The organism is Njordella aestuarii (assembly GCF_056494165.1).
This window is the reverse complement of sequence record NZ_CM151397.1, coordinates 3,503,003-3,524,869: the sequence shown is the minus strand read 5'-3', so window position 1 is coordinate 3,524,869 and position 21,867 is coordinate 3,503,003. Positions and strand designations below refer to the sequence as shown.

Annotated in this window: 13 protein-coding genes; 6 read left to right on the top strand and 7 right to left on the bottom strand. The window is 51.9% G+C overall.

The window, feature by feature from the left end; genetic code table 11:
* Window positions 1-140 precede the first annotated feature (140 nt).
* The 3 genes from SH451x_RS14130 to SH451x_RS14120 all read left to right on the top strand — a co-directional run bounded on the left by SH451x_RS14130 (window position 141) and on the right by SH451x_RS14120 (window position 10,051).
* Window positions 141-8,534, top strand: coding sequence for a choice-of-anchor M domain-containing protein (locus SH451x_RS14130; RefSeq protein ID WP_479357627.1), 8,394 nt, complete (start codon window positions 141-143; stop codon window positions 8,532-8,534).
* A gap of 143 nt (window positions 8,535-8,677) precedes the next feature.
* Window positions 8,678-9,328 (top strand): PEP-CTERM sorting domain-containing protein, encoded by a 651-nt coding sequence (locus SH451x_RS14125; RefSeq protein WP_479357626.1) that lies wholly within the window; start codon window positions 8,678-8,680, stop codon window positions 9,326-9,328.
* Between the two features lie 42 nt (window positions 9,329-9,370).
* A complete protein-coding gene (locus tag SH451x_RS14120) occupies window positions 9,371-10,051 on the top strand; it encodes a PEP-CTERM sorting domain-containing protein (protein WP_479357625.1) in 681 nt (226 codons plus the stop codon).
* Window positions 10,052-10,401: 350 nt separating this feature from the next.
* On the opposite strand, the gene SH451x_RS14115 is transcribed toward SH451x_RS14120, so the two are convergent.
* The gene (locus SH451x_RS14115; RefSeq protein ID WP_479357624.1) at window positions 10,402-12,159 is read right to left on the bottom strand and encodes a family 43 glycosylhydrolase; all 1,758 of its coding nucleotides are present in this window, start codon (window positions 12,157-12,159) and stop codon (window positions 10,402-10,404) included.
* A gap of 273 nt (window positions 12,160-12,432) precedes the next feature.
* Between SH451x_RS14115 and SH451x_RS14110 the strand changes: the two genes are divergently transcribed.
* The 3 genes from SH451x_RS14110 (at window position 12,433) to SH451x_RS14100 (ending at window position 14,997) form a co-directional block, all read left to right on the top strand.
* A complete protein-coding gene (locus SH451x_RS14110; protein WP_479357623.1) occupies window positions 12,433-12,858 on the top strand; it encodes a DUF2946 family protein in 426 nt (141 codons plus the stop codon).
* A gap of 273 nt (window positions 12,859-13,131) precedes the next feature.
* Window positions 13,132-14,247 carry a DUF1559 family PulG-like putative transporter gene (locus tag SH451x_RS14105; RefSeq protein WP_479357622.1) on the top strand — a complete coding sequence of 372 codons (1,116 nt, stop codon included), beginning with the start codon at window positions 13,132-13,134 and terminating at the stop codon, window positions 14,245-14,247.
* A gap of 36 nt (window positions 14,248-14,283) precedes the next feature.
* Window positions 14,284-14,997 (top strand): choice-of-anchor M domain-containing protein, encoded by a 714-nt coding sequence (locus tag SH451x_RS14100; RefSeq protein ID WP_479357621.1) that lies wholly within the window; start codon window positions 14,284-14,286, stop codon window positions 14,995-14,997.
* A gap of 94 nt (window positions 14,998-15,091) precedes the next feature.
* Here the strand turns inward: SH451x_RS14100 and SH451x_RS14095 are convergent, their stop codons facing one another.
* The 6 genes from SH451x_RS14095 to SH451x_RS14070 form a co-directional block, all read right to left on the bottom strand.
* Window positions 15,092-16,012: a cation diffusion facilitator family transporter gene (locus tag SH451x_RS14095; RefSeq protein WP_479357620.1), complete on the bottom strand. Its 921-nt coding sequence runs from the start codon at window positions 16,010-16,012 to the stop codon at window positions 15,092-15,094.
* 11 nt (window positions 16,013-16,023) lie between these two features.
* Window positions 16,024-17,118 (bottom strand): hypothetical protein, encoded by a 1,095-nt coding sequence (locus tag SH451x_RS14090; RefSeq protein WP_479357619.1) that lies wholly within the window; start codon window positions 17,116-17,118, stop codon window positions 16,024-16,026.
* A gap of 31 nt (window positions 17,119-17,149) precedes the next feature.
* Window positions 17,150-19,303 carry a Tex family protein gene (locus SH451x_RS14085; RefSeq protein WP_479357618.1) on the bottom strand — a complete coding sequence of 718 codons (2,154 nt, stop codon included), beginning with the start codon at window positions 19,301-19,303 and terminating at the stop codon, window positions 17,150-17,152.
* A 4-nt stretch (window positions 19,304-19,307) separates the two neighbouring features.
* Complete coding sequence (locus tag SH451x_RS14080) at window positions 19,308-19,844, bottom strand: ATP-dependent metallopeptidase FtsH/Yme1/Tma family protein (protein WP_479357617.1); 537 nt, start codon at window positions 19,842-19,844, stop codon at window positions 19,308-19,310.
* An 81-nt stretch (window positions 19,845-19,925) separates the two neighbouring features.
* Complete coding sequence (locus tag SH451x_RS14075; protein WP_479357616.1) at window positions 19,926-20,303, bottom strand: hypothetical protein; 378 nt, start codon at window positions 20,301-20,303, stop codon at window positions 19,926-19,928.
* A 168-nt stretch (window positions 20,304-20,471) separates the two neighbouring features.
* The gene (locus tag SH451x_RS14070; RefSeq protein ID WP_479357615.1) at window positions 20,472-21,863 is read right to left on the bottom strand and encodes a DUF1501 domain-containing protein; all 1,392 of its coding nucleotides are present in this window, start codon (window positions 21,861-21,863) and stop codon (window positions 20,472-20,474) included.
* Window positions 21,864-21,867: the final 4 nt, after the last annotated feature.

Genomic DNA, 21,867 nt, shown 5'->3' with positions numbered 1-21,867 from the left:
TGTTGTTCGCACATGCGTATAAGCGGTCCTGCTCGCGCTCGCGAATGCTGCTTTGAATATTTGCATCGCTCACGTTTGCGAGCGAGTTCTAAATATAATTCTGAAGTTCAAATACTAAAAATTGTTGGAAGTATCCTCTCATGAGATTGTCGTCACTTGAAAAAATCTTTCGCTCACCTAGATCTACAAGTTCTCAGCGTCATAAAAATTCGACTCGCAAAAGTCGCAAGGGGATTACAGTTGAGCAACTTGAGAGTCGGCGACTGATGGCTGCTGACTTGATCAGCATTCTACCGCATGGCTGCGTTATCAATTCGGCGTTGGAGGATTCTTCAGCAGCACCGATGGCGGCTTCGACTAGCGAATTTGTGATGGCACTGAGTTCTGGAGAAGTGAACGAGCCACCTACTATCTCACAACTGAGCTTGAGTATACCTGCTCCCGGCGTAAGTATCGACGCCAATGGCAATATCGAGATGATTGCAGGTACGAGCGTAACATTCAATTACACTCTAGGGGATTTGGAGACTCCAGTAACTGGCTTGATTCATGGACCTGCGAACGTTACCAATACGAACACAGAGCTTTTTGCTTCGATTGGAACGTCGTCTTCGTCTCGCATTCGGCTCGGCGGGTCGGGGGCAAATCGTACTATTCGTCTCAATCCGAATGCTGGTGAGTATGGGGAGGCGACCATTCAGCTTGCCGTAAGCGATGGGAATGGGCTCACGACCACGCGCGACGTGTCGGTTGTTGTTCGTCCCCGCGCGGCTGCTGACAGTTTGTTCGTGGTTGCTGATTCAACGAGTACGCTTGATGTCCTGCGCAATGATACACCGGCCGCTCAGCCTGGATCGCTAGTTATAACTTCGGTTTCGCCGGCGATTTCTGGTTCGGTTGAGATAGTAAACAATGGCCAGTCGCTCAGGTACACGCCTTCGTCAGGTTATCTTGGTGAAGATTCGTTTACTTACACAATCACCGATCTTTCAAATGGTTATGCCACCACCGCTGCAGTTAATCTGACCGTCGGAGAACATTTGGTCAATGAATCTTCCCACAACGATTTTCGATTCTCGCTGCAGAATGGTGAATGGTTCATGGAATCCCAAATTGACTTTGACGGTGGAACGGTCACTGCGGACTGGGATGAACTCGTGGTGTTGGCCAATCCCGACAGCATTGAAAGTTTCCCCACGTCGCTTGATGCGAATCAATATTCGTTTCTAGGCGAACCGCTCGGTACGCCAATCTGGATTCTGCCGCAAAGCAACGATGGAGACATTGCTTGGCCTGGAATATCGACGGAGGGCATACCGTCTTCTGCGGTTCAAGCGTATTCGCCCATTGGTGATCCACGAGCGACGGCTAATGCACGATGGATCCGGATCGAAATGGTCGGAGCCAGAATGCCGGCAGACGCTCAGTTTTCAGCCTTTCAATATGGACTGGTTGGGCCAGTGGTGTTTTGGGATACCATCGATGGCATAAGTCAGTCGGAAGACCTAACGCATGGGAGCAACGTAAGCGATACTTTCTGGATCACTCCGGGCACGCATGCGCATATGAATTTTGCCTTTACGCGTGCTGGTCGCTACGAAATCGATGTGCGTGCAACAGCATTCGCACTCGTCGAAGGCGTGATGACGGAGATTGCTAGTCCTGTCAACACGATGTATTTCGACGTCGATACGATTCAAGGGTTACCCTTGCGTGAGACTCCTCCCACTGCGAGAGATGATTCGGCGGCGGCGACCGCTGGCTCGGGCGCAGTCGTAATTGATGCACTGGCCAATGATTCATCGTCTCCCGACTTCAACGAAGATCTTCGCATTACGACTGTATCTAGTGACGGTCAGGGGCTTGTCGAAATCATCGAGGATGGAGCTGCGATTCAGTACACTCCCAACGCGCTTTTCAGCGGCATCGATTCGTTTACCTACACAATCACCGATGAACATGGCGGGACAGCGACAGCGACGGTAACGGTGGATGTGGCCGCCATTCCACCTGTGCCGTTTGGTGTGGCGTCGTTCCACGGTGGGACGTCGATCGGCGGAAACAACCTGATCACGGGAGACTTCAACGGAGACAGCTCCGTCGACGCTATCACATACGGGACCAGCGTACTTGGCTACTTTGAAGGGGCCGTTGACGGCGGCTTCTTGCCTAGCGTCGCCGTAAACGATGCCGCGGGCGTTGTCGCTGGTGTTCCAGTTGCCGCCGACTTCGACGGCGATGGCGACCTGGATGTGATTGTCGGCGAAAGCACCGAATCAGAAGGGGGCTATGACGGATCGTTAGTCCTTTACCGCAACGACGGAACGGGGGCGTTCACGCGCACCGTGCTAAAGACCGGCTTCAATTTAATGCGGGGTGCCGCCGTCGGAGACTTCAACAATGATGGACGGCTCGACGTCGCCTGGAGCGATTACCGGTTTGTCGAAGATCCGGAATACATCGAGGATGGTTCGGTCAATTTCGCACTACAGACAGAAACCGGCGAACTCGGAGCGGTGAACACACTGTCGACCAACCATATTTATGGCAAACTGCTCGCTGAAGACGTGGACGGCGATGGAAGCCTCGACATTATTGGGAAGGAGGGCTCGTACAGTCCCGAGGCGGAAGTAAACGAACTGCGCATCTACTTCGGAAACGGCAACGGGACATTTGATCCGCCGGTTGCATTCAGTCCGACCGCGTTTCCGGATTTGGTACAAGTTGTCGATATGGATGGTGACGGCCAGCTTGACCTGTTGCTCGTCGACGGGTTCGAAGACAGTCCGTACTTCTACCTTCCACAGCAAGCCGACGGAAGCTTCGGTGAACCCGAGGGTTTACATGGCGTTGACTACAACCAAGGTATTCGCGTCGCAGACCTCAACGAGGACGGAATAGTCGACATCCTGGCAACCAATTTCGATGGGCTGATGTGGCTTCCAGGCCTGGGAGCAGGTTCATTTGGGAGCGCAATCCCACTCGGTGCCAACGTTGGCGTTGCTCCGCACGTGGTGGATCTGGATGGTGACTCGCATCCGGACATCTTGATGGCTGGGAGTAGTTTCTATGGACCTGGCACCCTTAGCGTTCTGATCAACAAGACGGGTGAAAACCCGATGGAATTAGTCCCGCCTGCGCCCCGCACTCGCATCGGCGGCGAATCGATCGAGTTTCGAGTTCATTTCGGCTACCCCGTTGATGTGACCGGCACGCCGCGGGTCGCCTTAGATCTGGGCGGCAACACGGTTTACGCCGAATACGTTAGCGGCGCGGGAGGACCGACTCTCACCTTCCGCTACACAGTTCAGGCTTCAGACCTTGACCTGGACGGCGTTCAACTGGCGAGCAACTTCGTCGATGTCAACGGCGGCACGCTGACCTACGTGACGGGCGGCAATGCGGAACTGGAGTTCCCGAACACGCCATTCGACGGTGTGATCGTCAACGCTCGTGGGCCGTTGGTTCAGATGATTAGTCGCTTGGATGTAACTCCCACCGAATCAAACACAGTGCGGTTCTCTGTGCAGTTCTCTGAGGACGTCACCGGTGTTAACATCGACGACTTCGCGGTGCGGATGACAGAAGGGAATCTAACTGGTGCTGCCGTCACCACTGTAACCGGTTCAGGCAGCCTGTACGAAGTGGTCATTTCCACCGGAACCGGAAGCGGGACGCTTGGCTTGAGTGTCAACGAGTCCGCCAGCATCGCCAGTCTCAATAACGACGTGTTGGCCAAGGGCTATCCAGGCGGCCAAGTCTACACAGTACGCCAGCAGCCGATCGGCGACATCGATCTTTACTACACTGACGGACACGCCGATTACCGGCCCAAGTTCAACAATGGTGAGTTCGCGTACGATTGGGCAGGAGACGGTCAGGTTCTTAGCAGCGATGAGGTCATTACATATCTTGACTCCAACGCCATAGCGGGTCGGCCAACTGCAACGACTTACAACTTCCTTGGCGTCGATGCAGGAGAGCCGCTCTACATCCTTCCCAGCGGGCAAAACCCATCGCTGCCATTCCTTGGTTTCAGCGGCGACAGTCTTGTCCAAGGCGTGTTCGCTGACTACAGGCCAAGCGACCCCAGAATCACTTCCTCGGTACATCGTGAATACGTGAAGGTCGAGATGGTCGGGATGCGCAGCAGCAGCGACGGTGACTTCTCTGTTTACCAAATTGTCAGCGGTAACCCTCGCGTTTGGATGGCAACTAGCGACGGAATTGATAGTACGGACAGTCTCTGGTTCTTCAACACGCACTTTCATCGCAACATTGCATTCAGCAAGCCGGGCACGTATGAGATCGATGTCGTCATCAGCGGCTATTTAGACAGCAACGCCAACAATGCGCTAGACGCATCGGACGTGTACGTCGAGAGCGGCATCAAGACGATGGTCTTCCACGTCGATACGCTGGGCGCTGTCAGTGATTCCTTCACCGTCGTCGAGGGGAATACCCTTAGTGGCAACGTATCGCTGAACGATGATTGGCACGAAGCGATGGGCGACTACACTGCTTCCGTCGAAACCGAGCCTGCTAACGGAACTCTCACGCTTCAAGCAAACGGTTCGTTCACCTACGAACCAAACGCCGGCTTCGTTGGTCCGGACAGCTTTATCTATCGACTGACCAATGAACGCGGAGGTTTCACGACCGCGACGGTGTCGATCACTGTAGCTGCCAACCGTGTTGTCCCGTTCACGATGCCGAATTTCCTCGATGCTGGTTTGGGAGTTCCTGGATTTCAGTCTCAACTGGCTGATTTCAATGGTGATGGCAAGCTAGACCTGATCGTTGCCGGTTCCGGAGCCGACGCACTTGGGTATCGCCAAGGGGTTGGCGATGGCAGTTTCCTGCCAGAGCAGAGTGTGAATGCGGGAACCGGCTTGAGTGCTCAGGGAATTGTGGCAGTTGACTATGATGTTGACGGCGACATGGACTTTGTGGCTCTTGAATTTATTCAGTCTGGCGCAACCACCGTGCCAGGCTCCGGGGCAGTGACACTCTTCCGCAACAACGGAACCGCCTCATTCACACGAGTCGTGCTGAAAAGCGGCCTTTCCGCTGGTTTCGAAGTGGATTCGGGTGACCTGAACGGAGACGGTCGTCCCGATCTCGTTTATAACCAGGGCACGTCCGTGGCCTATGCATTGCAACAGCCCAGCGGAGAACTCGGGGCTGAAATGGTGCTGCCTGCCTCGTTGAACAGCATATCCGGCATACAGCTCGGCGACTTGAACAACGATGGCGACCTGGACATTGTCGTGGGCAACCGCGCCAACAATCCGAATGCTTACTTCTCCGTGTTTTCTAACGACGGAAACGCCGTCTTTGGTGCACCTCAAAATAAGACGACAGGCATTTTCCCTGACGTACACGCGCTTGCCGATTTGAACGGCGACGGGCGGCTGGATGTCATCACTGGCGAATCCGTTGTTGGAAGTCGTGCCGGGTACTATCCGCAGTTGGCCGATGGCACATTCGGTTCTCGTGTGATCGTTCTGCCGACCAACACGCAACTAAACTCGATCACAGTCGGAGACATCAACGGCGACGGGATCCCGGATATTGCGGCTGGGGCCATTGTGGGAGGCAGGTTCTCATCAGTATGGAGCCCCGGTCTCGGTGGTGGAACGTTCGGTGCAACGATCCTCATTCATCCCAACGAAGGCAACGTCTGGAGCATCCACCTCGCAGATCTCGATGCAGATAGTCATCTAGACCTACTGACGACAGGGAGTCCAGGCACTACCGCTCCTTCAGCTGTCAGAGTTTACATTAACAAGACCGGCGAGAACCCGATGGTGTTGATCCCGCCGGCAGCACGCACCCGCGTTACTAGTGACCCGATTGATGTGGATATCTTCTTTGGTTTCCCCGTCGCGGTAACCGGCTCCCCACGGATTGCATTGCAAGTCGGTTCCAACACGGTCTACGCGAATTACCTCAGTGGTTCAGACACGCCAACGCTTAAGTTCCGTTACCTGGTGACGAACACCGACGTGGACTTGGACGGCGTCCAACTGGCGAGCAACGTTATTCAGTTGAACGGTGGAACGCTGACTGATCCCGTCGGTGGCCAAGCTGTTCTTGAATTCCCGAATGAAACGTTCGATGGTGTAATTGTTAACGGAGCTGGTCCGCTGGTGGCTGGTATCACTCGGCTGGATGCCCGGTCAACAGACGCAGCGACGGTTCGTTTCCAAGTGCAATTCACCGAAGACGTCACTGGCGTCCATGTCAGCGACTTTGATCTGGTGACCAGTGCGGGCGACTTGAGTGGTGTGGCCATTGACTCGGTGACGGGCTCTGGAAGCCTCTATGAAGTTACCGTATCGACGGGCACTGGCAGCGGAACGCTGGGGTTGAACGTGCCAGACTCAGCGAACATCCTTGACTTCAATGGCGATGTGCTTGGCAAGGGATACGCTGGCGGCGAAGTCTACACGGTACGAAAGCAGCCGCTGGGAGAAATTGATGTTTACTTCACCGATGGACATGCTGATTATCGGCCTGTTTACAATGACGGAGAGTTTCAATATTTATTGCATGCTGATTCAGGCGTGCTTCCAGAAACGACCTACAACAGCAACGAAGTTTATACATATGCCGATTCTTCCACGCTTGTAAGTCGCCCCGCAACTCCAAACTATGACTTCACCGGAGTTGGTGCTGGCGATTTGTTCTACGTCCTACCGAGCACGAATGTGCCTGGGCAACCTTACCTCGGGTTGAGCGGCGATAGCTTGGAGGCAGGTGCATTTGCTCGCTATCGCCCATCGGATCCACGCATCACATCGTCGACTCTTCGTGAATACGTGAAAGTGCAGATGGTGGATATGCGAAGCAGCAGCGGCGGTGACTTCTCGCTCTATTCGGGATCAACGCCGACTGTCTGGATGGCGACGAGCGACGGGATTTCTGAAACCGATAATTTCTGGTTGTATCGCACACACTTCCACCGCTCCATTGCATTTAGCAAACCCGGCATCTACGAGGTCGATGTTGTTATCAGTGGCTACCTTGACAGCAACGCTAACAGTGCTTTGGATCCGATCGTCGACACCTACGTCGAGAGCGGCATCTTCACGATGGTCTTCAATGTCGACACGTTGGGAGCTGTTGATGATGCGGTGACGATTTATGGATCCGGCACGTTGCATGGGAATGTTACGCTGAACGACGAGTGGCACGAAGGCGTTGGTGACTATGTGCTAACGCTTGATAGCACAACAACCAAAGGAACGCTGACCCTGGAACCGAATGGTGCTTACACGTACGTGCCTTCAGCATCGTTCGACGGCACAGACAGCTTCGTCTATCGCCTAACGAATGAACGTGGAGGCTTTACGACAGCGACGGTAACCATCACTGGAGCAGATCTGCCAGACTTTGAGGTGACCCTGTCTGAAGGACACGCGGATATTGGTGCGGCTCTGGGGGCTCATGATCATGATGAACATGGAGAAGAGCTCGGAGACGAAGAGGTTGAGCATGAAGATCCCGAGTGGGATCTGCATGTGCACGATGGAGAGAACGACATTGAGTATCATGCCGACGAAGCACTGCTATACGTAGGGATGGAAGCGGTCACACTTCGGCCAGCGGACTCCGCTTTTGCGTTCACGGGCGCGACTGAGGGCGAATCTATGTTCATTCTGCCGCCATCAGAAAGTCCAAATCTGCTGTTCTTGGGCTTCGGAACGGAAGAGATCGACGATGGAACTCTGCTAGGTGGCTCGCTGAACCTGAAACTGAAGTCAGTCAGCGGTCCTGGGCACTTCTCGATCTGGAATTCAACTGGAACTGGTCCCGAAGTCGCCATGGCCACGTTTGATGGTATCACGGAAACAGACATGCTGACGCTGCTTGAAAACAGCCATGCTCACTACAACCTTGGATTTACCAAGATGGGGTTCTATCAAGTCACCTTCCAAGCGATAGGTACATTGGCCGATGGTGATGTGATTGAAAGCGAGGACGTGACCTACTTCTTCCAAGTTGGAAACTCGGTTGATTCACTTGACGTCCAAAACGGACAATCCCAGCGTTCGTTTGTTCGCAACGTCGATCTTGTCTTCGGCCAAGAGGACGGATTAGCAGATCTGCTGCATGCAGGCCGCGTGCAGGTCACCAAGTTTAATCTGAATGGTGAAAACGGCGTTGCTTTGGCCTCGTCTGAGTACTCCGCAATTGTTGACGGCGATCGCTTGCGACTGGATTTCGGCATCCAGGGCATCGGTGGCAACCGGAACACCGTCGCCGGAGACGGGTATTACCGCATCGGCGTCGACATTGACGGTGACGGAACTATCGACACGTACAAGCACTTCTATCGATTGCTTGGCGATATGGATGGAAACCGTCGCGTCGATGGTCTTGATCGTTTGCGAGTCATGCGAGCTCAAGCAACCCAATCGCTTGACGGAGACGTCAACGGCGACGGAGTTGTCAATAGCGTGGACTTTGTGCTTTCATCAAGATCGCTCAATCGTCAGCTCGGAAGTAGCCTCTGGTTAGATGACTAACGCAGTGCCGCACAATGGTTCCTCTGGGCGTTGATTGAGCTCGCTCAGAACAACCGGGGAATTGGCCTCCCGATAAGTTTAGCTCAATTCGAACTCAATCTTCAAAAATAATTAATTCACAACATAGCAAAGGTAAATTTTATATGAGAACTCAAGTGTTCACAAAAATGGTAGCATCGTTCGCCGCGTTCGTATTCTTAGTTAGCGGAGCCGGTGAGATTCGAGCTGATCTCGTACTGAGTTTCGACGGCCCGCAAACTTTAGTGGCAGGGCAAAGTGCGACCTATAGTATTTATGGCTCCAGCGCTAGCGATCAATTGGATGGATTCTCACTGGTAATCGACACCGTTGGTTCGAGTGCTACTTTTGCAAACTCGCAAAGTAGTTCGTTTCTCTCTAATCCAGATTATATGTTCTTCGGTCGTAGCGGTAACGTCGCGACAAATCTGCCTGCAGTCACGTTTTCAGGCGCATCGTTAGTACTAGGAGATTTTTCGGACGATCAAAGCGGAATTCCGAATCCTGGTTTGAGCAATCCATTTCCATTTACGGGCACCCAACGCTTGCTTGGCCAGTTTGTGGTGGACGCTATTGCCGAAGGCGATTTTACGCTGCTCATTACACCATCGTTCACCAACGCAAACCTTGAAACGATCGCTGCTAGCCCGCTTTCCATCAGCGTTTCTGCCGTGCCCGAACCGTCAGCAATGTGCCTGATGGCAACTTGTGCAGGCGTCGTCGCGTGGAGAAGACGTCGAGCTCTTGGACGCTGTTGCAAAACGGTGGACGCCTAATTAATGTGATAACTCTGAATTTTATTCCCCAGGGATTTTATTGTGTGCATTTATTTGTTCTCACGATTGCAAAAGTCAATTGCATGCATGGTCTTCGCTTATTCACTATGTGGAGTTGTTCAGGGCGGAATAATCACATCGATCGAACCGTCGAGTGCAACGCTGCAAAGCGGATCATCGGCGACGTTAGATATCTTCATTTCGTCCAATGCGAATGACGCATTGGATTCGTTCTCGATTGTTCTTCGGATTGATGGTGGCGCTGGGCTGCGATTCTCCGCAAATCAGCAAGAGTCGCATCTGCTCGACAGCCGCTACGTATTCGCGAATCGAAGTTTTGCGACGTCGGTGTCGAACCCCACATCGACCGTCATAAATTCAAGCGAGCTTTTCTTATTCGATCTCACCGACAATGGGGCGGGGGGCCCGAACCCTCGAGATCTTGGGAGCAACACTTGGTTGTTGGGGACCGTTGACATCGACGCGGTTGGTGAAGGGTTTTTCCAAGTTTCCTTAGATGCCTTAACGCCTTCCTTTTTTGATGCGAGTACAGTCCCGATTTCGTTCTCGGGGGCATCAGCTTCAATTTCCGTTGCGGCCGTACCAGAGCCTGCCAGCGTCATGGTCCTAGGCGTCGGAGCTTTAGGAGTTGCAATAGTGCGACGGCGAAGAATGAAGCTCACGCGCTCTTCCCGTAGCTGCGTTCGCCTAGAACGCGGGTGAAGTTAAGACGACTTCCTGTAAAGGTGGTACGACTTCCTGAAAAGGTGGTACGACTTCCTGAAAAGGGTGCCACTGCTGGCTTGTCCAGCAGTGCTCGTGGCGCAACAGCAATGCTTTCAAACACGCCCCCGGCTTCTAGGCGAAGCCAGCTACGATGCGCTTGGTTGCGCGTGCTTCCGCCTGAAGGCGGTACTACGAACCGGTCCCTGAAAAGGGTGCCACTGCTGGCTTGTCCAGCAGTGCTCGTGGCGAAATGGCAAAGCTCTCAAACACGCTACCGGCTTCTAGGCGAAGCCAGCTACGACGCGCTTGTGCGTTGCGTCTGGATAGCTTTGCGCACGTCCCTACCTCTACCGGGCTTCGATCGGCCTATCCAATAACGGACCGATGCCTGCTTCGTTAAATGCTTCAATCTGAAAATAGTACGTCTCATCACGATCCAAAGTGCGGATGTACGTCTCGGACGCACCATAGATCATTTGGCTGCTGTATAACTTATCCGGCAAGACTCCCCAACGAACGGTATAGCCAGTAGCGTTAGGATCGACGGACCACTTTAGCCACGCATTGCGCTTCTCCGAATCGCCTCGCAGCACTACAAACCGCTCAACTTGCTTTGGCTTCGGCTTGTCGGCCAAACCGAAGATGCGTAGACCGCTGATAGCAAACTTACCGGTCGGCACATGTTCGTTTACCAATCGCACGAATCGCGCTTGCACCGGAGCTTCGAGCACTATCAGTGCATGCGGAGTGTCCTTGCGCCGAGTTGATTGGTCGCTGAGTACAGTCCAGGTGTGACCATCAATGGAGCTCATCAAACGAAACGCGTGGTAAAGTCCTGGCTGCTTGCCCATAATTTCAGCATCTTGGTCAGCATAGTTGATCTGCACTGCATAGACGTTTGAAATTTCGCCAAGATCACTTTCCAGCCATTCGTCGGACGCGTCTGATTCGGCAGACCAATACGTTTTGATGTCTTCATCGACTGCGAAATTCGCTTGAAATGCGCCGTACGTAGAAGATGCCTTTACCGGCTTGGCGTAGTTGAGCAACATCCAGCCAGTGCGACGAGTGTTCGGTAAAAGGCTGTCGACTCCTGTGAGCTTAGTGGGATAGTCGCCATACGCCGTGTCACTGTACATCGTTCCGTCGGAATCGAAGTAGGTCGGGAACAACGAAAGCCGGCGTTCAAAGTTGTTCTTGACGCAGATCGTTGACGTGGCAACATGCCACCAGTTCATGCTGTTATCTTGAAAAGTTGAACCATGGCCAGCCCCGTTGATAAAGCCACCTTGTTTGAGGCTGAATGGATTGTGCTGCTGATACTCAAAAGGGCCAGTCGGAGAACTACTTACGTAAACCCCATCGGCGTAGCCGCTAAACTCGGTCCCGGGCGCAGAATATTGTAAGTAATACTTGCCCGAATTCTTAGTCATCCAGGCGCCCTCGAGAAATGGCTTTAGGAAGGTATTATCGTGAGCTTCGCCAAAGCGTTCCCAGCCATGTCGATTATCTTGCAGCGTAAAGAGTTCGCGGAACCGCGTGTTTGGCAGAAGTGAGCTCGCGTCAATCTCTTGGCAATACAGCGGGAAAGTATTACTTGACCCGTGGTATAAGTATAACTTTCCATCGTCGTCGTGGAAGAAAGCTGGATCCCACGCGCCAACGGGAAATTCCGAAATCGCTTCAGTCCAATCATCAATTCGTGGATTCGTGCTTTTCCAAATCGGAAAGTCGGTTGTATAAGTGGAACCCAAAACGTACAGCGTATCATTCATGACCCAAGCCGCCGGAGCACACAATTCATCGTAGACTTTGTGGTGCGGCTTCAAGAATTTTCTAGGCACGAAGTTCCATTCGACTAAGTTTTCGCTCCACCAATATCCCCATTGGTTGGTAGAAAAAAGGTAGTAATCACCCCGAAAACTCACGATCACTGGATCTGCTGTCGTTCGATGCTTCCCTTGCAAAACGAAGTCCGGGATCGGACAGTAGCCATAATCAAGATCCATCGGGTTGCAGTAGATCTGATTTTGTCCATGCACGCTACAAGTTAAAGTGGCGAGCGTGCAAGCGGCAATCGCCAGGGACTTTATTATGGAATTCATCGTGCTGAGTACTAGTTCCGGGTGAAGTGGACATTTGGACGCGCGGGGTAATGCTTATGGGAAATTCTATTCTCGGGCTTCGACGCCGTTACGTCCGGCAGGTCAAAGTATGCGGAATTGCTTGAAAAACGACCTGGTGTTTACTTGTTTAACCAGCAGAATTGCATATTTTTTGCGATGGCAGTTGACATGAGCCCCTTAAATGCACAACATATGCAGAGAGTCCTTGGTCGGGCCAATTGTCATTTTTGAACGTCTTTGTACGAAACGGCTATGTTTCGCGTGGTTCGACCTGCAATCGTTTTGGTGCTAAGCGCTGTCCTGCTAACGGGACAGATGCCAGCGATGTTGCACGTCGCAACCTGCCATCAAGATGCTGAGGCGGAAGCGACCCAATCCACTCACGCGTGTTGTCACTGCGAACATACTGTCGGTGATACGTCGGATGGAGCGAAGAGCGATTCACGAGACGATTCGACACGTCCTCAACCGGAGCATGGCTCGCACGATGATTGTGCGGTATGCCATTCACTGGCGGCACCGAATGGCGTTGTAATAACGCTCGTTGTCATCCCGTCTGCGATACTTCGGACGTATGGTACTGCCGAAGTTCAAATCGACTTGCTCTCCGATGAGCGTTTTATTCTTCCGCATCTGCGCGGACCGCCATCTTCAAATTCTTCGTGCGGCGTTTCGTAGTTAACGAATCGCAGTTAACGAATCACAGGTTGCATTGGGCAGTCTAGATGATTCTGCGACTGCTAATGCCGCCTCTGTTGGAAAAGTTTAACGGTTGAGCTCTCCGGGTGAGTTGCTCTACCAATGCTTGCAGATTATTTGAGGATATGCTCCGCCATGCGCGGCGCTCCGGTTGAAGGTCCGACCAAACTGAATCGGTTCTTTCGAGTATGGCGGGGCTCCTCAATTTAATCCCCACTGACCAGTAATGTTTGCCATAAGGGATTTGTTCAGATGCGAACCACGATTATCAATCGACGAGCGTTCACTCTGGTGGAATTGTTGGTATGTATCGCCATTATTGGAATGCTCGCAGCACTGTTGCTTCCGGCAATCCAGCAAGCGCGTGAGGCGGCTCGCCGTGCAAATTGCACTAGCAATCTTCGCCAGATGGGCGTCGCGCTGCAAACATATCACGAAGCGTACAAATCGTTTCCCACTAACTATACAGGTTGCGGAGACGCGGAAGGAAATTCCGGAAGCGGTTTCTACAGCTGGATGGCTTTGCTACTTCCGTTTGTTGATCAGCGACCTCTGCACGACCAGATCGACTTTGATCTACCGTTAGCTGCAAAGGGACACTACTCGGCGACCGATGACTATTCGATTTATAGCCTTCCTCCGACGCATCCGAATGCGGCCGCAGCAAAGACATTAGTGCCAGTTTACCTTTGCCCTTCGGAGCCTGCGAAAAAGGTGCAACGTAATGGAGCCGAGCGATATGCACCGGCTAGTTATGTGGCAAACGTTGGATGGCCAAAGAATGCGTCGCTGCCTGGAAAGCGTGTTGCCCGCCAACAAAACGGGGCAATTGGCTTGAGCAATCCTGCTGTACAAAGTCAGTGGCAAACGCCGCTGGTAGGCTTTGAGGATTTCTTGGACGGTGCATCAAACACAGCGATTCTTTCCGAACGAGTGATTAATTCGGCCAAGCCAGTTACCACTTATTGGGGTGGAGAACTGATGCCCGAGGGAGTCCCGGAAAGTATGCAATCGTTTTGCGGTGGCTCCGTTACGACTCGTCCGCTTGATCGTTGGGTAGATGCATGCGCAGGAGTAACTCATGGTGATCCAAAGTATAGCATCAGGCAGGGGCATTCCTGGATTTCTGGGTGGACGTTCGTCAGCAACACTTACATGCACGTTATGCCGCCAGGAGCTCGAAGTTGCCATATTTATGGTGGCGAATTTGATGGAAACAATATCGTAACACCAAGCAGCCATCACATTGATGGTTTGAACGTTGCGATGGCCGACGGAAGCATTCGCTTTATTGCGAACTCTATTGACCTTCCAACGTGGTGGTCGATGGGAAGCCGAAACGATGGCGATGACGAAATTAGACAATAACTTTCCACGTACTCGTATTTAAATAAAGGTAATAGAATGAATAGACGGCTCTACTTTTTACTCGTGTGCTTCCTACTTACAGGTGTTACACAGTCGCCAGCTCTCTATGCGGACATTTTCGAATACACGTCCGGGCATGGTGATATTGGCCTCGAATTTCACGAGGGAGAATTTGAAATCCATTATCATTTTGGTGAAGATACGCATTTTGAACCTGACGAAGCCTACGTTCGCGTTTCCGACGCAGCAATCAACTCCTTTAACTTTGCACTGCCATTTTTAGGGCTGGGGGCGGATGAACAGTTTTGGCATCTGCCTCAGACCGGCGCTGACAGCCTAGGGATCCCAGATCTGGGTTTATCTCGAGCCGATTTGGTCGGTGCCAGCAACGTACGTTTCGCATTAAATGGATTTAGTGGGCCAGGAGAATTTTCGTTGTGGGAATGGGGAGCTACTCCAATCGCACGTTGGTCTACCGTTGACCCAAGTGTTTCTAACGAGTTTCAGCTTGTTGGCTCCCATTCACACTTTAACTGGGGCTTTACCGAAGCAGGGGTTTACGATCTGACAATTCAAGGGATGGCGACTATCGGTGGATTTGACTATAGCAGCGAAGGAACCTTCAGGTTCGCTGTCGGCTCTGCTACTGCGGTTCCGGAACCAGGCTCGATGGCCGTACTGAGCTTGGTTGCTGCATGTGGCTACGCTGTTAAACGCCGACGAGCTAAGCGAACGTTGCAGCAGCAATAGTTTTACTTTGCGAGTCAAATTTCAAGGGGGTGCGTGTCTACGCTCCCCTTTATTTTGCGCAGATAATTCTGAATTAGTCGGATGGCACGTGCTTCTATTCCGATGCGTTAAACGGTTCGAGATGCGTTAAGACGTCTCGCACCGTTGGGAATTGATGAACTAAGCGATTCCGGACTTCGTGTGCGATTACATGGCCTTCTTCGACACTGCTATGGCCGTCGACTTGAACATGAATATCGACAAAATACTCAATACCAGTCTTTCGTACCCAAAGCTTCTCAACTGCCCGGACCCCTTCTGTTTCCTCGGCGACCTTTCGCAATTGGCTAACATATTCAGGGTCAGCTTGTGGATCCAATAGTTCACTTGCACTGTTGCGGAAGAGCAGACTGCCTGACCAAAGTATCACGCCCGCTACTACGATTGCTGCGGCTTCGTCAGCCCAAATGAAGCTCGGACCAGCATAGCGAACGACTGCGAGACCTATGACAACGGCCATCGAACAAAGCGCGTCGCTCCGGTGATCCCATGCGTTCGCAATAATTACTGACGAACCTGTCTGCAATCCTATTCGTCGCGTGTAGTAGTAGAGCGACTCTTTGATAATGACATTGGCACCAGCGAGCCACAAAGTCCAAACAGGAGGTATTCCATGTGCGTTTTTGATATTCGAAATCGCTTCCCAGCCGACATACAATGCGGTCAATATAATCACGAGGGAAACGTGTGACGCAGCGACCGATTCAGCTCGAGTATGACCGTAAGGATGCAATTCATCAGGCGGACGCTGCGAATAAACCAATGCGACTAGTGTTGCGATCGATGTGAGGGCATCGCCCAGCGAGTTAACAGCGTCGGATATCAGCGCGATCGATCCACCAAGGATTCCGCCAACGAATTTGGCCGCACCAAGCGTCACATTGGTAACTAGACCAACAATGGTCGCCCGAATGGCGCTCCGGTAGATCGAATGAGGGGAGGTCGGCTGAATTGTTTGGTAGCGTCGTTCCGTCATTGCCAACTTTCCTATTCCACCGTCTCCATACTTGCGCCGCAGTGTTCACAAGATGGTAATAGTGAGTGACGGATCTTACCACACGTTGCGCAAGCCTGAAACAACGACGTGCTGCAAGCAGGGCACGTGTATGGCTCATCAGATGCGGCGGTAGTCGATGCAGCGATTGCACCCAAGTGTTTCCGCAAACTTCGACGTGTCCACGATCCAAACTTCAGTGGTCCCCGTTGAATTGGAAAATCACACTGGGGGCAAAGTAAGCTGGCATACGACTCTCGATATTGACTCTCTAGCGAACTGCGGTTCGGATGTGCCATCAGTCGAAGTAATTTAATCAAAACGGCAAGGCACACAGCAAGTGAGAGTAAAATCAGAACGTAGCGAAAGAATATCGCAGGAAAGTGGTCGTGCATCACCAAAATCACACGAAGCGAAACAGCGGCGCCGATAGCGTAGACTAGGGTCGCATAGCTACTGCGAGCTTTCTTTGCGAAAAGCCAGCCACAAGCGAGCAACAATGGTACTAAAATAGCCAGCTTGTAAGCAGCCAACCGCCACTGATGCGCGGCGTATTGACGGGAGTACAGTTGTAAGGTCGGTTCACTTGCAACGTTGATCCTACTTTCTAAATCGACTTGACCTTCTCTCAATGCAATTAATTGGTCATTCAGAATGCTAAGCTTCGAATTCAACTCTTGGGCATTGCGTTGCGTCTCTAAAAAAATTTGGAGATTCTCAGTCATCGCTTGTTGCTGTTCGTCGCTGAGCGGTTGCTTCGTCTCTGTTGCCACTCGCTGCAGTTCCAGTAACTGAGTGATCATCTGCTGCGAGTCGCTCACCGTTTGCATCAAGAGTCTTCGCTGTTCACCTACGGATGCAATTTGCTTTTGCAGATCGCTTTCGAGTTTGTAGTTCGCCGTACGCTGCGATTGAAGTTCAGCAGGTATCGCGAGTTGAAGCATCGTAGCGAGGTTGGGCCCTTCAATTCGGTCAACATCACGTAGAACGTAGCCTAACAACCAGAAGCTAAGAATCGAAACGGCAACACCAAATCCCCAGACCGTCAGACGAAGGAAGAACGAACCCTTGAGCTTTTTGGCTTGCATGGCAATTTCTCTGGTTAGTTTTGCGACGACTTTAGAAGCGGCGAGTTACGGAAATTCGCTTTCGGGCTACGTCGACTTCTAATACTTTGACTTTCACAATGTCGCCAACCGAAACTACCTCGCTCGCATCTTTAACAAACTGATTAGAAAGTTGCGAGATGTGCATGAGCGCGTCTTGATGAACCCCAATATCGACGAACGCTCCGAAGTGAGTCACATTGGTAATGACACCTTCCAGTATCATACCCGTTTTCACGTGCTCCATTTCGTTCACGTTTTCATCGAACTTTACAAAACGAAATTCGCTGCGAGGATCTCGCCCGGGTTTGGATAGTTCACTAATGATGTCAAGCAAAGTAAGCTTTCCGACGCTCGAATCGACGAAATCATCGGCGTTTAACTTGCTCGTCAAGGCGGCATTCCCGATTAGACCAGAAGCGTCACAATTCAGTTTTTCGGCCATTCGCTTAACCACGACGTAGCTCTCAGGATGCACCGCCGAATTGTCCAACGGCTGCCGTCCGCCTCGTATTCGCAAAAAGCCTGCGCTCTGCTCGAAGGCTTTTTTACCCAGCTTTGGAACTTTCAATAGTTCGCTACGATCAGTAAAACGCCCGTGTTCGTCTCGGAAAGCGACAATATTTTCAGCCAGTTTCGGACCGATACCTGCGACATGCGATAGCAACGGTACACTGGCCATATTCACGTCGACGCCCACACTGTTGACGCAGGATTCGACGATTCTATCTAAACACTTGCGCAGGAGTGTTTGATTCACGTCGTGTTGATACTGTCCAACTCCAATCGATTTAGGATCGGTCTTAACAAGCTCCGCAAGCGGATCCTGAAGTCTTCGAGCAATACTGATCGCACCTCGCACAGTGATATCAAGGTCAGGAAATTCTTTCACTGCAATTTCGCTGGCGGAATAGATTGACGCCCCTGATTCACTGACCGTGACTTTAATGACTTTGAGCTGATGCTTTTTCAGTACCATGCTCACAAACTCGTCCGTCTCCCGCGACGCGGTACCATTGCCAATCGCAATCATCTCGACGGCATATTTTTGGATTAGAGCCAACAACTCCTTTTCCGCAGAAGCAACATCGCTCTTCGGGGGAGTCGGATAGATGGCGGTGCTATGAAGGAATTTGCCGGTGCCGTCAACGACCGCTATTTTACAGCCTGTCCTAAATCCTGGATCGATTCCCAAAGTGACGCGTGGGCCTGCCGGTGCAGCCATTAGGAGTTCGTAAAGATTCTTGCCGAATACGGCGATCGCTTCTTCGTCGGCTTTTTCTTTCAACGATTGGAGAACCGTAGATTGAGCATGAGGCATCAGCAGCCGATCAAAACAGTCTCCAACCGTGTCGCTTAATGCCGTAAAAAACTCGAACCGGCGGTTGTGAAGCAGTTTTGCCTTCAAGTCAGCAACGCAAGCGTCACGATCTGGCTCAACGGCGACGCGCAGAATGCCCAAGGCTTCTCCACGCAAGATTGCGAGGACTCGGTGCGAGGGGATTCGACGCACTGGCTCTTTAAAATCCAAGTACTGTTCAAATTTCTCGGCTTCTTCTTTTTTGCCACGTTTGACTTGTGACGAGAGCATTCCTGAATCAAATGTTCGTTTGATCAGATGTTGCCGATTCTGAAGATCATCGGACCAGCTTTCTGCAACGATGTCCAATGCACCTTGCAGCACTGCATCGGTACTGACTAGCTCTTTGTTAGGATCAACATACCGCTGCAATAACGCGAGCTTGTCACAATTCAACGGTTGCTGCGCAAGTAAGATGTCTGCCAGCGGTTGTAAACCGCGCTCACGGGCGGCCATAGCTCGCGTTTTGCGCTTTGGCTTATACGGCAAGTAGATCGCTTCGAGTTCTTCGATGGTAGAACAAAGTTCGATCTGATTCTTGAGTTCCGTAGTTAACAGGTTCTGCTCTTCGATCGACTTGAGCACCGTTACTCGCCGCGCAGCCAGCGTTCGGGCCTTTTCCAATGCATCTTCGATAGCACGCAACTGAGTTTCATCCAGAGCCTGAGTTGCTTCCTTTCGGTATCGAGCGATAAACGGCACGGTGTTCCCCGCTTCGAACAGTTCGATCGCGACTTGGACTCGCTTCACATCGATCTTGAGGTCATGTGCAATCTGGTGAGATACCGTTTCGAAAAGTTTGGCCATCTTATTATTTCTTGCGCGATGCTTGTTCGATGAAATGTCGTACTGCTCTTCCACTGACAGTCGACTTAGCATACAGCTCTTGAGCAATCATTTGAATAGCCGTCGCAAGCGTTTCCTCGGCCAGTAGGTGAGTCGTTTTGTCTAAAAGCCGTTGTTCAAGGCGTTCAAGCTGCCGTTCAGAGCCGGCGCGATCGAGCATCAAACGCCGCACATTACGAAGGTCTTGCGCAGCGCCTTGCTCGCACAGATGGCCTGTTAATTGTGATTCTGCTACTAAGCCAGCCAGCAGAATCAATGCTTCATCTTCCAACCAATCTTTGGTCGCTTTTGATCGCCCCTTTTTGACTTCGCATTGCCCCAATCGCCGGCCTCCTGTAGCGAGGTAGCCCGCGTTGATAGTCACTTTGTGAACTGGTCGACCCAGAGTCACTGCCATCACCGCATGTCCAGCCTCGTGGTAGGCTGTCGCCATGCGTTCAGCGTCTATTTTTTCTGTTTCCAACGTACCGGAAAGTTGGACATTGGGTTTTTCGGATGACATAAGTTCTCGGAGGAGCAACGAAGTAGCTGGTTGCGGGCGTTGTTGCAACCAGCCTGAACTTAATATCATACCGCGAATCGATCAGCGAGGTAGCTTAGGATCGCTACAGTCATCTGTAAATTCAGGCAGGACTCGCCGATGTGCCAGACCTACATCGCTAAACATCTTGCTTAACCCTGTCATCAACTTGTGCCATTGGTCGATCAGCTCCGGTACTTCAAAGGTTCCTGCATCGGTTCGACCATGGCCACGTTCGCTAACAGAAACCGATGTTCCAAGATGAAGAAGTGCCTCCAGCACGAGATGATCACGTCGTTCCTGTTCCGTAAGTTGTTCGTCTTCGTAGATCCACACATGTGTACCAAACGCTTCGTCAATCAACCGCATGGCAGCATGTTGTGCGCACGAAGCAGTCGTCACGAGTGATTGAGACCCACATTCGACATAATACTTTGACATCGTATGACTTCCTTGATCTAACGGACTCGATAAGTGGCTAAAAGGCAGGCTTTTAAGCCGCACTGCCTTTCGATACCCATATCATCGCGAGCCCAGTGACACGTCTGGTCACTCATCGGTCGAATATTGTTTTTCTAGCAGAATTCTTCCGGCACGATCTTCAAAGCGTCAGCTCAGAATGTCTCGAACGATGTTGCCATGCACATCCGTCAAGCGATAATCGCGACCGGCATGCCGATAGGTTAATCGCGTGTGGTCCATACCCATCAAGTGCAGAATCGTTGCATGAAAATCGTGAACGTGAACTCGATTTTCCGCCACAGTCGCGGCCAATTCATCCGTCGCGCCAAAAGACATTCCGCCTCGCACGCCAGCTCCAGCCATCCACGATGAAAAACATGCGCTGTGGTGGCCGCGTCCATCCTTGCCATCAACGCCAGGGGTACGACCGAACTCCGTCGTCCACACGACCAAGGTATCTTCAAGCATTCCACGTTGCTTTAGGTCGGCAATCAGCGCGGCGATAGGCTGATCGATCGCCTTGGCATGTTGAGCATGTTCGCCCATATTGCTGTGCTGGTCCCAGTTGTGACTTGAGCTACCATCGATCAGCTCAATAAATCGAACTCCCCGCTCCGCCAGTCGCCTCGCCACCAAGCACTTCCAGGCGAAGGTCTCCGTCTCTTTTTGGTTAATGCCATACAAGTCCTGAGTAGCTTGCGTTTCTTGCTGAATATCGAACGCCTCCTGCGCTTCTGTTTGCATATGAAATGCTGTTTCGAAGGTTCGAATGCGGGCAGCAAGCTCTTGATCATTCTCGCGAGTTACCAAATGTTGCTTGTTCAAGGAATTGACCAAGCTCAACTCAAGCCGTTGGATCTCCTCCTCCGGCGTACGGCGTTCGAGGTCGACGATCGGCTCTTTGCCAGGAACAACTCGGACACCTTGATGATATGCCGGAAGAAAGTCATTGGCATACACTTGAGTACCCGCGTAAGGCATCTGTGCTGCCAGCACCACAAATGACGGCAAGTTGCTGTTCACTGTTCCTAAACCGTAGCTTACCCAAGAACCAATGCTTGGACGCGAGAAGAAGAATGACCCCGTGTGCATTGCCAAGGTCGCTTGGTAGTGTTCGTTGTCATCTGACTTCATCGATTTTATCAAGCAGATGTCGTCCATGCGGTCGCGGATGTGCGGAAACAAGTCGCTGACGAGGGTGCCGCATTTCCCTCCAGGCCGAAATTCCCACAGCGGTTTCAACAAGGTCCGCTGCTGGTTTGAGAGCCCGCCCCCAATTCCCGTCGTCTTACCATCAGCCTTGAAAAGTTCAGGCTTGTGGTCAAATGCATCCATATGCGAAACGCCTCCATTTGAAAAAATGAAGATGATGCGTTTTGCTTTTGCCCGAAAATGTGGCTCTTTCGGAGACAGGGGGTCGTTAGCGTTCTCTGAGTTCGAAATGCCGTCCGCCATCAACTGCGATAGCAGGCCAGGCATGAGCATTGAGCCTGCGACCATGCTATGAATCAAGTGTCGTCGATTTGGGACGATTGCCATATTT